Source organism: Cryobacterium frigoriphilum (assembly GCF_004403305.1).
Lineage (GTDB): Bacteria > Actinomycetota > Actinomycetes > Actinomycetales > Microbacteriaceae > Cryobacterium > Cryobacterium frigoriphilum.
In genome coordinates, this window is the sequence record NZ_SOHE01000036.1 from 38118 (window position 1) to 52619 (window position 14502).

Consider the following 14502-nt stretch of genomic DNA (forward strand, 5'->3'; position numbering starts at 1 on the left):
AGCGCCGGCTAAGCAGCGAACTCGGCTGAACCACCCCGAGGGTTTCGGTCGGTGGGCAGAAACCGGGCCCACCACTCCAGGACAATGGTGAAACGCTGCAGGCGGTGGCGGGGGTTTCCGCTGCGGGTGAGTTCGTGGTTCTCGCCGGGAAAAATGACCAGTTCGGCCGGCACTCCCCCGCGTTTGAGCGCGGCATAGTACCGCTCGCTCTGCGCTTGCGGGCAGCGCAGGTCCTGGCTCGAGTGAATCAACAGGGTCGGGGTGCGCACCTGGGCGACATGCGCCTGCGGGCTCTGGGCCCGCATCCGTTCCGGATCGATGCCGACGTATTCCTGACCGAAGAAGTCGCCGATGTCGGAGGTCCCCATGAAGGCCTCCGGGTCGAGAAAACCACGCTCGACGATGGATGCCGCGAAACGATGGTCGCGGGCGATGATCCAGGCGGTGAGGAAACCACCGTAGGACCCACCCATGATTCCGAGACGGCCGGCGTCAAGCGACGGATCGGCCGTGAGAGCACCAGCCAGAAAGTCGAGCACGTCGGTCTCGTCGATCGTTCCGAGGCGATGACGGATGGACCGGCCGTGGTCCTGCCCATAGCCAGCGGAGCCACGGGGGTTGCACATCACAACGGCATACCCGGCATCGACGAGGATTTGCGCTTCGTCGAGCAGCCCCACCGTGTACTGGGCAAATGGACCGCCGTGGATCGTGAGCAGCACCGGATGCGGCCCCGGGCCGGAGGGGGTCAGCAGCCAGCCGTGAACCGGGTAGCCGTCGCGTGAGGTGACGACCAGGTCGCGGGCCGGAGCGACGCCCGCTTCGCGCAGCGGGAGGGAAAAGTCCGTCAGGCGGCGAGGCCGCGCTGCCGGCCCGACAGCTGCCGGCCCCACAGTTGCCTGCCCCACAGTTGCCTGCCCCACAGTTGCCTGCCCCACAGTTGCCTGCCCCGCTGGGGCCTGCCCTGCCGCCAGCGCCGCGACGGCCAGGTCGCCGCGGGTGAGGGCGTCCTCATAGCCAAAGACCACCACATCGCCCTGCACGTCGTGACCGGTGACCACGAGTTCACGGTCGGTGATCGACCTCGTCGTGCCGTTGGGAGAAAACTGCACGAGCTGCACGGTTCCACGCTGCTGGCGATGCGCCAGCACGCTGCCGTCGGCCGTCACACTGAGACCGGCCACGGCGTCGAACGACGATGTCTCGGGGTCGGTCAGGCGCGTCAGGGTGACCGCGCCGGGCACGCCGGTGTCGGCCAGCACGGTGTCGGCCAGCACGGTGTCAGCCAGCACAGCACCAGGCAGCACGGCGCGGTACAGGGCGGTGCCGCGGCCGACGAAATCGCGACCGTCCGGACCCACATCGGTCGCGAGCAGCACGATCGACGCATCAGGGGCCCAGACCACGCAATCGATGCCGAGATTGGCACTCGCATCGAGCACGACCCGTTCCGGCAGGCGGGGTCCGTCTGACGCGGGATCGGTCAATATCTCGACCAGTTCCGAGCGCAGGTCTTCGTCATGCCTGGCGTGACGGGCGGAAATCGTGAGCACCCGCGTTCCGTCGGGTGAAAACGAGAGGCCGGCGTGCTCATAGTCCCCGGAACTGAGCTGACGCGCCTCGGGAAACCCGAGTGCCAGGGTGCGGTCAGCCGGCGCTCCCGCGGGGGCGGCATCCTCGACTGCCGGGGCGGGCTCCGGGGTCGGCTCGCCCCACACGTCGGGTACGGCGACCAGAAATACGTGCGTGCGCCGGTCGATCACATACCCCACGCCGTTGGAACGAAATCGCCGCGTTGTGACCCGCCGCGGCGGCTCCGACCCGGAGTCCAGACCCGGGACCGTGCCGTAGCGGCCCGGTTCGGGAACGCGGGCGAGAAACCCCAGCTGGGTCGATGCCGGGTTCCAGCGAAACTCGCCGACACCGAGCGGCGCATGGGTGACCTGCAGCGGCTCGCCCCCGGCCGCCGACACCACGAACAGCTGGGCGGGCGTTCCGGGCCCGGCGCGCAGGAAGGCCAGCAGGCGTCCGTCGGGCGAGAACCGGGGCGCGGTATCGCGGTGTCCACGCGTCAGGCGCTGCGGGGCGGCCGCGGTCGTTCCGGCCGCCGCGAGACCAACCATCCACAGCTGCCCGACGTAGTCATCCGACACGAAGTCGGGGCGGGTGACCGCGACGACCGCGCGGGTGCCATCGGGATGCAGAGACGGCCGAGAAACCGACCACAACAGCGGAAGGTCGGGTGCCTGCATCCGGTGCCGGCTAACCGAGGGTGAAGTCGGAGGTGTCCCCGACGTAGCGGGTGTGATTCTCGGGTACGGGTTCCACCGCAGCCAGCGCAATCTCCGCGGCGAACTCGCTCACGTTGTAAAGACGACCGGCGGAATCCTTACGGGCACTGATCGCGCCAGGGTTCGCCCGTTCCAGCAGGGTCGCCGTGATGGTTCCCTCAATCATGTCCCCGGACACGACGACGAACTCGATCTGCGCCGCGTCCAGCTGCGGGACGAGGGCGCGCAGCGCGTCTTCCCCGGCGCGCTTGCTGCGGGCGACCGGCTCGTATTCGGGCATGGTCGGAGTCGAGGCGATGAAGTGCGCCTGGTGGCTGGTCACGAAGACCACGCGGGCCCCAGCGCTCAGCACCGGAACGGCCCGGGTCAGCAGGTTGACCTGCGCATCACGGTTGAGCATCATCGCGTAGTCGGCAGCCATACCGCTCTCCATGCCACCGGAGGCATTCATCACCAGCAGGTCGAGGCCGCCAAATTCGGCGGTGATGGTGTCGAACATCGCGGATACCGAGTCGGCATCGGTGAGGTCGGCGCCGACGGTGATGGCCGTGCCTCCGGCGGCACGGATGCTCTCGGCCAGTTTCACCGCGCGTGCCTCTTTATTGCGAAAATTAATGACCACCCGCGCGCCGGCGGCAGCGAAGTAGGCCACCGTGTCGGCACCGATCCCCCGGGACGAACCGGTGACGAGCACCCGCTTGCCATCGAGGGATCCAGCTGCCAGTGGGTTGCTCACGCGTGCTCCTTCAGGGGTCAAAGTATCTGCGGCCGTCGAGACGGCCGCCCCCGACCCTACCAAGAAGCACGTCGATTTGTGTCCCACCGGCTGATTTGCGGCTCACCTGCTAGTTTGAGGAGGGAACCAACGGAAGGTGACGTAATGGTCGATCTGACGGCATACCTCTGGATTGCCTGGCTCGTGCTGATTCTGGTCTTCGTGATCATCGAGCTTCTGAGCCTCGAATTCACCTTTCTCATGCTGTCCATCGGCAGCCTCGGCGGCCTCGGCGCGAACCTTCTGGGGCTCGACTGGTGGCTGCAGATCGTCGTCGCGGCCGTGCTCTCGATGCTGCTGATCCTCACGATCAGGCCCGTTCTCTTGCGCGCCATGCGGCGCGGAGAGGACCCGGCCCGCAGCAACGTCGACGCCCTGATCGGCATGGCCGGCCGGGTCATGTCGACCATCAACGACGCCGGCGGGCTCGTGAAGCTCTCCAACGGTGAAACGTGGTCGGCCCGGTTGTCCCCCGCCACCGCGCTGCGCACCGTGGAACCGGGAGCGCCCGTCGCTGTTGCGGCCATCGACGGTTCCATCGCCATCGTTACTCCCACGACCGTTACCCCCGCGGATTCCTCGGAAAGGACCCAGCCCCATGCTTGAACCGGCACAGTTCATCGGCCAGATCTTCGTGATCGCCCTCCTCGTGGTGCTGGGGGTGTTCGTCGTCGTCGTTCTCGCCCGATCAATCCGCATCATTCCACAGGGCAACGCCGGCGTCGTCGAGCGCCTCGGCAAGTACCACCGCACGCTGCTGCCGGGGCTCAACATTCTGGTGCCCTTCATCGACCGGGTCCGGCCGCTGCTCGACATTCGTGAGCAGGTGGTTTCGTTTCCCCCGCAGCCCGTGATCACCGAGGACAACCTCGTGGTCTCGATCGACACCGTCGTCTATTTTCAGGTGACGGATGCTCGCGCAGCGACCTACGAAATCAACAACTACCTCGGTGCGGTCGAGCAGCTGACCACCACGACCCTGCGTAACGTCGTCGGTGGACTCAACCTCGAGGAAGCCCTCACCAGCCGCGACAACATCAACAGCCAGCTGCGCATCGTGCTCGACGAGGCCACCGGCAAGTGGGGCATTCGTGTCGGCCGGGTCGAGCTCAAGGCGATCGAACCGCCCCTGTCGATTCAGGACTCGATGGAGAAGCAGATGCGTGCCGAGCGTGATCGCCGTGCGTTGATCCTCACCGCGGAAGGAACCAAGCAGTCCGCGATCCTCACCGCCGAGGGTGCGCGGCAGGCCGCGATTCTCTCGGCCGAGGGTGACGCCAAGGCGGCCGTTCTGCGCGCCCAGGGTGAGGCATCCGCCATCACGACCGTCTTCAAGGCGATCCACGACGGCGACCCTGACCCGCGCCTGCTCGCCTACCAGTACCTGCTGACCCTGCCGAAGCTCGCCGAGGGCAGCGCGAACAAGCTGTGGATCGTGCCGAGCGAGCTGACCGAGGCGATGAAGGGCATCGGCCGCGCCTTCGGCCCCAACACCGTCCCCGGAGCGGATGCGGCCACTCCCGCACCTGCTCCTGCTGCGGCTCCCGCGACGACTCCCCCGCCGGCTCCCGGGGCCTAGGGCGGTGGCTCGCGCGGGGTTCTTTGACGCGCCGGGGCCGCGGATCTTCGCTCACCGCGGCCTGGCGCTCGACGCCCCCGAAAATTCGCTGCTCGCCTTCGTGGCCGCGCTGTCGAATGGGGCAACCCACCTGGAAACCGATGTGCACGTCACCCGCGATGGGGTCGCCGTGCTCAGCCACGATCCTGACCTCACGGCGTTCGGCCGACCAGAACGCATCGACGAGCTCAGTTTCGCCCAGTTGGGGCGCATCCGTCTGCCGGCCGGTCAGGTCGTTCCGTCGCTGAGCGAGGCCCTCGATACCTTTCCGGAGGCCCTGTTCAACATCGATGTCAAAGCGGCGGGCGCGGTGGGACCCACCATTCGGGCGGTACGCGACAACCGCGCCACCCACCGGGTGCTGATCACCTCGTTCGCCGAGAACAGACGCCGGAACACCGTCGCCGGACTGCCGGGCGTCGCGACCTCGCCGTCGAGCACCGAATTCGCCCGCGCGCTCGCCGCGGCCGCGGTCAATTCCCGCTCGCAGACCCGTCGGCTGTTGCAGGGCTTCGCCGCGGTGCAGGTGCCGGAACGGGCCGGTGTTCTGCGCATCGTCTCGCCCCGCTTCGTGCGGCTGATGCACTCGATCGGTGTCGAGGTTCACGTCTGGACGGTCAACGACCCGGTCGCCATGGACCGCCTGCTGGCTCTGGGCGTGGACGGAATCGTAACGGATCGCTGTGACCTTCTTGCGGCCAGAGTCAAGGCCCCCAAACTGGGAATACCCCCAGAGTAGTCACGTCACGGAAGGAAACATACAGCTTGATGGTTTACAACTGGGTAAGCATCGAGAGGAGACCACACAATGGCGGATCGCAGTTTGCGTGGCATGAGGTTGGGCGCACAAAGCCTTCAAAGCGAAGAGGGCGTCACCTTTTCACCACGAGTTAGTCACAGTTATCTGTGCGCAACGTGCGGGCGCGAGACGGTGATGATTTTCTCCGCAGAAGCAGAAGCACCCGATGAATGGGAATGCAAGCACTGCTCACACGTCGCGACCCGGCTGGTTGACTCCAAGCCGGTCATCGTCGACCACTCGGACGAGAAGATCGCCCGCACCCACTGGGACATGCTGCTGGAACGCCGCACCCGCGATGAACTGGAGGAGCTCCTCGAGGAGCGCCTGACCGTTCTGCGCGAGCGTCGCGGTGGTCAGCAGAAGATCGGCGCCTGAGCCGATCGGTGCCTGAACCGATCGGTGCCTGAGCCGATCGGTGCCTGAACCAGGCCCGACTCACACCCGGCCTAACGGCCGAGCGAATACACGGTCCCGAAGCCTCGCGGCTTCGGGACTTTTCGTGCGCCCGCACCAGATGAGCCGGCGCCAGATGAGCCGGTGCCGGGCGAGCCTGCGCGACGCCCGAACAGGCACAGCACGAACCCGGCCAGACCGAGTCCGGACAGCAGCCACTCCAGCCCACGGCCGAGCGCCATCGCCGGGGTGATGGTCGCGCTCAGGGGAACGGTCTGCACCATCGCACCCGGCTCCCAGACCGGTAGTCGGTCGAGGGTCGCGCCGTCGGGCGTCATAATGGCGCTGGTACCAACGGTCGAGATGTTGACGACCGTGCGCCCGGTCTCGATCGCCCGCAGTCGGGCGATCGCCAGTTGCTGCACGCTCTCGTCGGTGTAGCCGAAGTCGGCATTATTGGTCTGGGCCAGAATGATCTCGGCGTCGTCGTCGATCATCTCGTGCACGAGCTGGTCGTCGGCGATATCGAAGCAGATCGCGATGCCCGCCATGATGCCGTCGATGTCGAAGACATTGTCGCGGGTGCCGATGCCGTAGTCGCGTCCGATCAGGTCGATCAGGTCGGGCGCGAAGGGTCGCCAAAAGGCCCGGTCCGGCATGTACTCCGCGAACGGCACGGGGTGCACCTTGTCGTAGATGTCGACGGCGCCCTGCCCCGATTTCCAGAGCAGCGAGCTGTTGAAGTAGACCCCGTCCTGCAGCGTGATGGTTCCCGTGATCAGCGGCGCGTCCATGGCCGAGCTGATGTAATCGGCGACCCGGGCGGCATCCGTCGACCGGGTCGGATCAATGTCGCTGCCGTTCTCGGGCCAGACGACGAAGTCCACCGGCTCGCCGATGAGCGGCAGCGTCGCGGAGGCGTGGTCGTTCAGAATCTGACCGACCTCATTCTGGGCGAACAGCCCGGCATCCGATGCGCCCTGCACGGCAGCCAGTCGCGCGGTTCCGGATTCGACGACGGGAAAGGCCGGCACGGCCAGCAACGCGGTGACGGATGCCACGACCAGCGTCGTGCCCCACACCCCGCCCTTGCTGATGACGGTCGAGCCGGGGCGGCGTGCCGGCGAGGGGGCTGCCAGGGGGCTGAGCGTGGGCTCGCGCAGCAGCTGCAGGGTGAGGGCGGAGACGAAGACAACCAGAAAACTGAGGCCGGAGAGTCCGACCCAGGCCACCAGCGAGTTGACGGGACCCTCGGATTGGGAGAGCGCGACGCGACCCCAGGCGAAGCCGCCATAGGGCCAGACCGCCGAGATCGCCTCGCGCGCCGTCCAGAGGCCGGCCACGACGACCGGGACCATGCCGAGGCGGCCGACTCTGGTCGGCCAGACCCGTGGTCCGTGACGCAACACCACGGCCGTCAGGGACAGCCCCACCGCGAAGAAGATGCTCTGCAACCCGCCGAGCGCCAGCCACGGCACCGCGCCGAGGTACAGCGTGATCCAGAAGATGTGGGTGAGCCAGAAGGACAGCCCGCCGACCAGGCCAACGAGTAACCCGGTCCACGGACCACGGCCCAGCAGCGGCACCAGCATCAGCAGTACGCCGACCGGAGCCAGCGCCCACCAGTCCCGATCGGGGAACGCTGCGTCGAGAACGACGCCGGCCCCGGCCGCGAGCAGCAGGGCCGCCCACAGCGGTAGCTTCAGGATCACCGGCGCCGGCCTACGCGACCGAGGAATACGCAACGATGCCGCGACGCACGGCGTCCATGGCCTCGCGGGCGGTACGGCCGACGTGGCCGTCACCGACAACGGAGAGCTGGTCGAGCAGGTCGATGGTCTGTTTGGTCCAGCGCACGAAGTCCCCGGCGGCCATCTCGGCCTCGTAGAGCACGTCGCTGAGCGAGGCGCCGCGAGCCCACTGCCACATGGCCAGGCTCAGCCCGACGGCCAGCGGATTGCTGCCGGGCAGGTGGTGGTCACGCTCGAGGTCATCGATGCGACTCCACAGTTCCTGAGTCTCGTCGAGGGCCGGGCGAAAGGCGCCCTTGGGCAGGTAGCGGGGATCGATGAGGCCCTCTTCGCGCCGGGGTTCGAAGATCAGGGCGCACGCCATCGCCGCGAGGCCCGCCGCATCGAGGTCGTTCCACAGGCCGCGGCGCAGGGACTCGGCGACGAGCAGGTCACGTTCGGCGTAGATGCGCCGCAAGATGCGCCCGCTTTCACTCAGCACGACGAGTCCGGCGGCGTTCTGCTCGAGATAGCCGTAGCCGAGGAGCACATCGGTCACCCGGTCGAAGACCCGCGCGATGGCGCCGGTGCGGGTATTGATCTGCTGGCTGAGGACATCCGTCTGCTGCTTCAGCTTCCACCAGCGCTCGGCCCAGCGTGCGTGCTGTTCCCGGTCCGGGCAGTGATGGCAGGAGTGCGCCTTCATGCGCTTCTTCAGGCTGACGAGTTCACGCTGGCGTTTCTCACGCTCACCGCGGTTCGCGGGATCGGCCTTGCTGCCCTCCCGTTCCACCGCCGACAGGCGACGACGGATGCCGGAATAGTCGCTGAAGTCTCCCAGGTGACAGGTCATCGCCTCGGCGAAACCGGCGAGGGATTGCTCTTGCTTGCGCACCGTTCGAGCCAGGTCGACGACCGCCCGGTCGGCCTGAAACTGCGCGAACGAGGACTCGAGCACCTCGCGGGTGCGCTCCCGGCCGAACTGGTCGAGCAGGTTGACCGCCATGTTGTAGGTCGGCTTGAAGCTCGAGTTGAGCGGATACGTGCGCTTCGACGCGAGCGAGGCCACGGCCTGAGGGTCGAGGCCCTGCTGCCACTGGATGACGGAGTGCCCGAGGGTGTCGATGCCGCGCCGGCCGGCCCGGCCGGTGAGCTGGGTGTACTCCCCCGGCGTGATGGGTACGCGGGCTTCACCGTTGAACTTTTCGAGCTTGTCGAGCACGACCGTGCGCGCGGGCATGTTGATGCCGAGCGCGAGGGTCTCGGTCGCGAAGACGGCCTTGACGAGTTTCTTCTGAAAGAGTTCCTCGACGACCTCTTTGAAGGCCGGCAGCAGCCCGGCATGGTGCGCGGCGACACCGCGCTCCAGACCGTCAAGCCACTCGAAGTAGCCCAGCACGCCGAGGTCTTCATCGAGCAGGGTGCGGCAGCGCTCGTCGACGATGTGGCGGATTTCTTCGCGCTCGCGCTCGTCGGTGAGCCGCACTCCGGCCCTCAATACCTGGCGCACGGCCTGGTCGCAGCCGACCCGGCTGAAGATGAAGAAGATGGCGGGCAGCAGGTGCTTGCCGTGCAGCATCCGCACGATCTCACCGCGGTCCATGCGTCCGGCGTCGAACTGGCTGCGCTGGGGAGGTCCGCCCCGGTAGTCGCGGCCGCCGCCGTTTCGTCCGCGACCCGACTGGCCGCCGCCGGAACGGGTGCCGGTGCCGCGGCCCCCGGCCTGGGAGAGCCTGACCAGTTCGGGGTTGACGCGATGGCTGGCGGCGAGGGCGCTGCTGTCAAAGAGGTCGAGCATGTTGCTCTTGACGAGCACGTGCTGTTCGAGCGGTACCGGTCGCTCCTCGGAGACGATGACGTCGGTGTCGCCGCGCACCGCCTGCAGCCAGTCGCCGAACTCCTCAGCGTTGGACACCGTTGCGCTGAGCGAGACCATCCGCACCGGTTCGGGCAAGTGAATGATCACTTCTTCCCAGACGGCCCCGCGAAAGCGATCGGCGAGGTAGTGCACCTCATCCATGACGACGAACGCCAGGTTGGTGAGCAGATCCGAGTCGGCGTAGAGCATGTTGCGCAGCACCTCGGTCGTCATGACCACGATTCGGGCCTGCGCGTTGACGTTGGTGTCGCCCGTCAGCAGCCCCACCTGGTCGGGGCCGTACTCGGCGACGAACTCCTGAAACTTCTGGTTGCTGAGGGCCTTCATGGGCGCGGTGTAAAAGACCTTCGCGGCGGGCGTCTGCATCGCGAGGTAGATGGCGAACTCGGCCACGATGGTTTTGCCTGCCCCGGTGGGTGCCGCCACGAGAACGCTGTGCCCGTCTTCGAGGGAGGCGCAGGCTTCGACCTGGAACGGGTCAAGGTCGAAGCGCAGACCGCTGCGCCACTGCTGCAGCTTCGGCTGAACGGCGCGGGCGCGGGCGGCCGCGAACTGTTCGGCCGGGGACTTCGTGCCGGCCGGAGACTGGGTGTGGGTCACGGGTGTTACAGCGCCGTTTCGTCGGTGAAGGCGAGCGCCCGTTTGGCGGCGCGCCGGTCGTGCAGGAAGGCAATTCCGTAGGCTGCGAAATACAACGCCACCATGGGGATCGCGAGCAGAAACATCGAGACGACATCGGCGGCGGGCGTTGCAATCGCCGTGAACAGCACGATGACGAGAATGGCAATGCGCCAGGACTTGATGATCGACGCGGCGCTGATCACCCCGGCCATGTTGAGCAGAACGATGAAGACGGGCAGCACGAATGCGACACCGATCGCGATGACGAGTTTGAGAACAAAGTTGAGGTAGTCCTGCGCGTTGATGAAGGCGGCGTCTTCGACGGGCGCGAAACTCGTCATGAGTCCGACAATGTTCGGCAGCACGAACCAGCCGGCCGTGCAGCCGGCCAGGAACAGCGGGATGGCGGTGAAGAAGAAGCCGAAGGTGTACTGCTTCTCTGTGCGGGTCAGTCCGGGCATCAGAAAGGCGAAGATCTGGTAGAGCCACATGGGGCTCGAGACAACGAGTCCGACGTAGAAGGCGATCTTCAGCTGCAGGTCAAATGACGACGTGATGTCGGGGTAGTTGATCTGTGCGTTGCGGCCCTGCTCCGCGGCAATGGCCAGAATCGGCTGCCGGAGGGCGTCCCAGACGAAGTCGGCGAGGAACCAGCCGAGGATGGCGCCCACGATGATGCCGGCGGCGGCGCGGAAGAGCCGTTTGCGCAGCTCGACCAGGTGCTGGCCGAGCGACATCTTGGCTTCGGTGCCGGCGCCGCGCCGGGTGCCGCGCAGTGGCATGAGGTTACGGCTTCGTGGTGGGGTCGACCGTGCCGGCGGCCGAGTTGTTGTTGGTTGCGTCAAGGTTCGTGTCCGCGTTCGTGCCGGCTGCGGGCTGGTCGCTCTTGATTTCGCTCTTGAAAATCTTGAGCGACTGGCCGAGGCTCCGCGCCAGGCCGGGGAGCTTGGGCGCCCCGAAGAGGAGCAACACGACGACGAGGATGACGAGGAAGTGCCATCCGGTCAGGTTGTTAAGCATGAGAGGAGTCCTTCGGGATTACGGGCGACGTTCGGAACAGTTTACCGCGGTCGATTGCCCGATCGCGACGAAGCTGACGCCGGTGAAGCCGCTCGAAGCGCCGATCGGCGGCGAGCTCGGCGAGTCGGCTTCGACTCTGAAAGACGGCCGGAAGTGCGCGCGGCGACGGGACCTCGTCGTCGGCCGGCGCTCCCACCTCGCTGAACCGGTCGCCTAACTTCCCCAGGGCTTCCGCGAGCGTCATCAGCTTACGAAAGAGCGTCACGCCGAAGAGGACGAACATGGTGATTAACCCGAGCACCAGCCCGCTCCAGATCAACAGCCAGGACCACCAGGGCATCAGACATCCGCTTCGTAGTGCGCGGCGCCGGAAGCGGCCCAGGCGGCCACGATCGCGCGCGCCTCGGCGGGTTCGATGACGGTGACGATTCCGGGCAGTCCGGCGACGAGGCGTTTGAGTCCGTGAAAACTGGCTAGTCGCAGCCGCACCCGACAGCGGTCACCGCCGGCCTGATCGGCGACGGTGTCGCTGACCAGCTCCGGCAGGTAGTCCGCCAGCAGGGGCAGGGCGGCGCGGGGCAGTTCCATCAGCACCGTGAGGTCGTGCGCCGACGGCTCGAAGAGTCGGTCGGGCAACCGGGCACCGGTCTGGGCCGAACGCGGCCGATCGGTCACGCCGAGTTGGCTGATGCGGTCCAGTCGGAACGTGCGCACCGCGGCGCGCAGATGGCACCAGCCGCGCAGGTACCAGTCGCGGTCGACCGATTCCATGCGCAGCGGATCAACGAAACGGTGCTCGTGGACGCCCTCACCATTGAGGTAGTCAAACTCGACCTGCACGTCGGCGCGCACCGCCGCGGCGATCAGGGCCAGGGCATCCGCTGAGCCGGAATTCTCGGCAAGCAGCTGGGTGGGCGGCGCTGACGCCGCACGGGTGAGCTTGGCCATCAGCGAGGCGATTGCCGCCCGATCGGCATTTTCGGGCAGGGCCGACAGATACTGCAGCCCGGCGATCAGGGCCGCGGCCTCACGGGCAGAAAACCGCGGCGAGTCGTCGATCCCGACGAGATGGGTGAGCACGATGCGATCATGAAGCTCGAATTCGTCCCACTGAATGTCGAACAGGTCACCGTGCTGGTACTGGCTCGTGGCTCCCGGTACACCGGAGACAGCGATGAGCGTGACGGCATCACGCACGCGCTCCGGCGTCACATCGAAGTGGGCGGCGACCTGCGTCACGGTCACGGTGTCGTGATCCTGCAGGTACGGCACGAGGGCGAGCAGAAACGCGAGGCGATCGGGTGCACGCAGAGGGCCCGGCATCAGCTGGACTCCGCGTCACGGTGCGCGGCGACGACGCCCTGCAGCCGCCGGTGTACGGCGTGGCGCAGGCTCTCGGGATAACGCACGTGCACCTCCGGGCCGTAGCCGGCGAGTTCGTCGGCCAAAATGTTCAGGTCGGTAAAGTGCAGACTCACCCGGGTCGACACCGCATCAGCCGGAGCGATCCCCCGTTTTCCGAGGCGAACGGCCGCGTCGCTGCCCGCCTCGACGTCGACTTCGGCCACATTGGATTGCCACAGAGCCTCGAGCTCGGCCAGCGCCGTGCGCGCCGTCAGGGTGTCGTCAGCGTCGAATGTGCGGCGCGGCAGCACGACGACGGGGCCGACGATGCGCGACAGCAGAAACGTGCGGCTCGCCCCGGCCCCCTCGTCGGAGGCGAACAGGTGCCAGCGGCCATCGAACTGCACGACCGCTCGCGGGGCGACGACGCGCCGGCGTGGTGCGGCGTCGCCGGGCTTGAGATAGCGAAACGCCACGATCTCGCGCCGGTCGAGGGCCCGGTTGAGCGGTTCGAACGACGCCTCGCGTGCCCGCAGGTGCGGCGCGTACCCCAGAACCGGGTCGCTCGCACCCGCTCCGAGTGAGCGCAGTTTGGTGAGCGCGCGACGAGACTCGGCCGAGAGCGACCCTTCCCGCCACACCGTGGCCGCGAGTTTCAGCAGCATGAGCTCGTCCGGGGAGAAGCGCACGTCGCTCGGCAGGTCGTAGAGCCCCTTCGGGATGCGATACCGCGCCTGCAGGTTGTCGTGCGGGTCGATCGTCTCGAGCGGAATACCAAGTTCGCGCAGATCATCCTTGTCACGCTCGAACTGCCGTTCCAGGCCGGAGTTGTCCTTGTCCTGAGCGTACCGCTGCCGGTAGCCCTGAACGGTGGACAGAACCTGGTCACGGGTCAGCCCGGTTTCGGTCGCGATGAGCGCGAGAACGAGACTGAACAGCCGTTCCTCAACCGCGATCGCCGCCACCTGTGGCTCCTAGTCCACGCCGAGGATGTCGACGACGAAGATCAGGGTGGAATTCGCCGGAATCGTTCCCGATGCGGTCGCGCCGTAGGCCAGTTCGGGCGGAATGACCGCGACGATCTGCGATCCCACGGTCTGACCGATCAGTGCGGTCGCGAATCCGGGAATGATGCCACCCTGGGTCGTGGATCCGTCGACGGCCATGAGCGGTACCGGGGCACCGTTTTCCCAGCTCGAGTCGAAGACGGTCTTGTCTTCTCCCCAGATGACTCCCGTGTAGTGCAGCGTGGCAACCTGACCCTCAGCGATCTTCTCACCGGCGCCCTTTTTGAGCACACCCACCTCGAGCTCGGTCGGCACGTCTCCGGCCGGGATCGTGATGCCCGGGCGGCCGTCGTCGTTCAGCACGACGGACGGCAGACCGGCCTCAGGAGCCTGATCGGCGCCGTTCGCGCGGGTCAGGTAGGTCTTCACGATGTCAACCACGAAGATGAGGGAATCGGTGGACGCAACGCCGAGCTGGGCGTTGCCGTCCTGGGGCCCGAAGCCGTCGTCCGGGGCCACCACGATGGCCACCCGCGAACCGGCCTGGGCGCAGGTGAGACCGAGGCGAAGCCCGGTGAGCGCCTCATCGTTCAGCGTCACGGGGGCAGCTGACGTGGGCGAGTATGGACTCTGCTCGATGAGTTCGCCCGAGGTGCCGTTGTAGACGCTGAGTTCGATTCCCAGTCGCTGACCCGACACGGTCGGCTCGCCCTCGCCCTCGATGAGTACGGCGCGCTGCGTGGTGTCGGTCTTCAGGGGGGTCGGAAAATCAACGACCGGCGCCGTGCCCAGGTCACCCGTGACCGAGACGAGGTCGGCGGCGGGGCCATCCGTCACGGGCACGTCGCAGTCCGCGGCTGTGGCGCCGGGGCCGCTGCACGCCGTCAGGGCGGCCATCAACAGGCCGGCGGTGGCAATGAGTGCGATTTGCTTGCGCACAGGTCCTCTTCTCGATCTGGGAGCGCTCGCACAGGCGGCGCGGGTGGTACTGGAAGGTTTCGGGTCGTGCGCTGGTGCAGGAA

14 protein-coding genes are annotated in these 14502 nt (G+C 67.1%); 4 read left to right on the top strand and 10 right to left on the bottom strand.

Annotated elements, in window-relative coordinates:
- Positions 1 to 8 precede the first annotated feature (8 nt).
- The gene (locus E3T55_RS07565) at positions 9 to 2252 is read right to left on the bottom strand and encodes a S9 family peptidase (RefSeq protein WP_134518967.1); all 2244 of its coding nucleotides are present in this window, start codon (positions 2250 to 2252) and stop codon (positions 9 to 11) included.
- Positions 2253 to 2262: 10 nt separating this feature from the next.
- Positions 2263 to 3027, bottom strand: coding sequence for an SDR family oxidoreductase (locus E3T55_RS07570; protein ID WP_134518968.1), 765 nt, complete (start codon positions 3025 to 3027; stop codon positions 2263 to 2265).
- Positions 3028 to 3171: 144 nt separating this feature from the next.
- Between E3T55_RS07570 and E3T55_RS07575 the strand changes: the two genes are divergently transcribed.
- The 4 genes from E3T55_RS07575 to E3T55_RS07590 all read left to right on the top strand — a co-directional run bounded on the left by E3T55_RS07575 (position 3172) and on the right by E3T55_RS07590 (position 5861).
- Complete coding sequence (locus tag E3T55_RS07575; RefSeq protein ID WP_134518969.1) at positions 3172 to 3672, top strand: NfeD family protein; 501 nt, start codon at positions 3172 to 3174, stop codon at positions 3670 to 3672.
- Entirely contained in the window at positions 3665 to 4645 is a 981-nt protein-coding gene (locus E3T55_RS07580; protein ID WP_134518970.1) for an SPFH domain-containing protein, read from the top strand. The genes E3T55_RS07575 and E3T55_RS07580 overlap by 8 nt, the downstream gene beginning before the upstream one ends.
- A gap of 4 nt (positions 4646 to 4649) precedes the next feature.
- The gene (locus tag E3T55_RS07585) at positions 4650 to 5423 is read left to right on the top strand and encodes a glycerophosphodiester phosphodiesterase family protein (RefSeq protein WP_241992934.1); all 774 of its coding nucleotides are present in this window, start codon (positions 4650 to 4652) and stop codon (positions 5421 to 5423) included.
- Between the two features lie 69 nt (positions 5424 to 5492).
- The gene (locus E3T55_RS07590) at positions 5493 to 5861 is read left to right on the top strand and encodes an RNA polymerase-binding protein RbpA (RefSeq protein WP_134518972.1); all 369 of its coding nucleotides are present in this window, start codon (positions 5493 to 5495) and stop codon (positions 5859 to 5861) included.
- Between the two features lie 71 nt (positions 5862 to 5932).
- On the opposite strand, the gene lnt is transcribed toward E3T55_RS07590, so the two are convergent.
- The 8 genes from lnt to E3T55_RS07630 are packed head-to-tail and all read right to left on the bottom strand — an operon-like array spanning position 5933 to position 14419.
- The gene (lnt, locus tag E3T55_RS07595; protein WP_241992935.1) at positions 5933 to 7591 is read right to left on the bottom strand and encodes an apolipoprotein N-acyltransferase; all 1659 of its coding nucleotides are present in this window, start codon (positions 7589 to 7591) and stop codon (positions 5933 to 5935) included.
- A gap of 10 nt (positions 7592 to 7601) precedes the next feature.
- Positions 7602 to 10088 carry a DEAD/DEAH box helicase gene (locus E3T55_RS07600; protein ID WP_134518973.1) on the bottom strand — a complete coding sequence of 829 codons (2487 nt, stop codon included), beginning with the start codon at positions 10086 to 10088 and terminating at the stop codon, positions 7602 to 7604.
- A 5-nt stretch (positions 10089 to 10093) separates the two neighbouring features.
- Positions 10094 to 10846 (bottom strand): twin-arginine translocase subunit TatC, encoded by a 753-nt coding sequence (gene tatC / locus E3T55_RS07605; protein WP_134519018.1) that lies wholly within the window; start codon positions 10844 to 10846, stop codon positions 10094 to 10096.
- A 49-nt stretch (positions 10847 to 10895) separates the two neighbouring features.
- Complete coding sequence (gene tatA / locus E3T55_RS07610; RefSeq protein ID WP_134518974.1) at positions 10896 to 11129, bottom strand: twin-arginine translocase TatA/TatE family subunit; 234 nt, start codon at positions 11127 to 11129, stop codon at positions 10896 to 10898.
- Positions 11122 to 11469 (bottom strand): hypothetical protein, encoded by a 348-nt coding sequence (locus E3T55_RS07615; protein ID WP_134518975.1) that lies wholly within the window; start codon positions 11467 to 11469, stop codon positions 11122 to 11124. Before E3T55_RS07615 ends, tatA begins: the two co-directional genes overlap by 8 nt.
- Complete coding sequence (locus E3T55_RS07620; protein ID WP_134518976.1) at positions 11469 to 12452, bottom strand: helix-turn-helix transcriptional regulator; 984 nt, start codon at positions 12450 to 12452, stop codon at positions 11469 to 11471. The genes E3T55_RS07615 and E3T55_RS07620 overlap by 1 nt, the downstream gene beginning before the upstream one ends.
- A complete protein-coding gene (locus E3T55_RS07625) occupies positions 12452 to 13438 on the bottom strand; it encodes a helix-turn-helix transcriptional regulator (RefSeq protein WP_241992936.1) in 987 nt (328 codons plus the stop codon). Before E3T55_RS07625 ends, E3T55_RS07620 begins: the two co-directional genes overlap by 1 nt.
- Before the next feature lie 9 nt (positions 13439 to 13447).
- Positions 13448 to 14419, bottom strand: coding sequence for an FKBP-type peptidyl-prolyl cis-trans isomerase (locus tag E3T55_RS07630; protein ID WP_166791709.1), 972 nt, complete (start codon positions 14417 to 14419; stop codon positions 13448 to 13450).
- Positions 14420 to 14502: the final 83 nt, after the last annotated feature.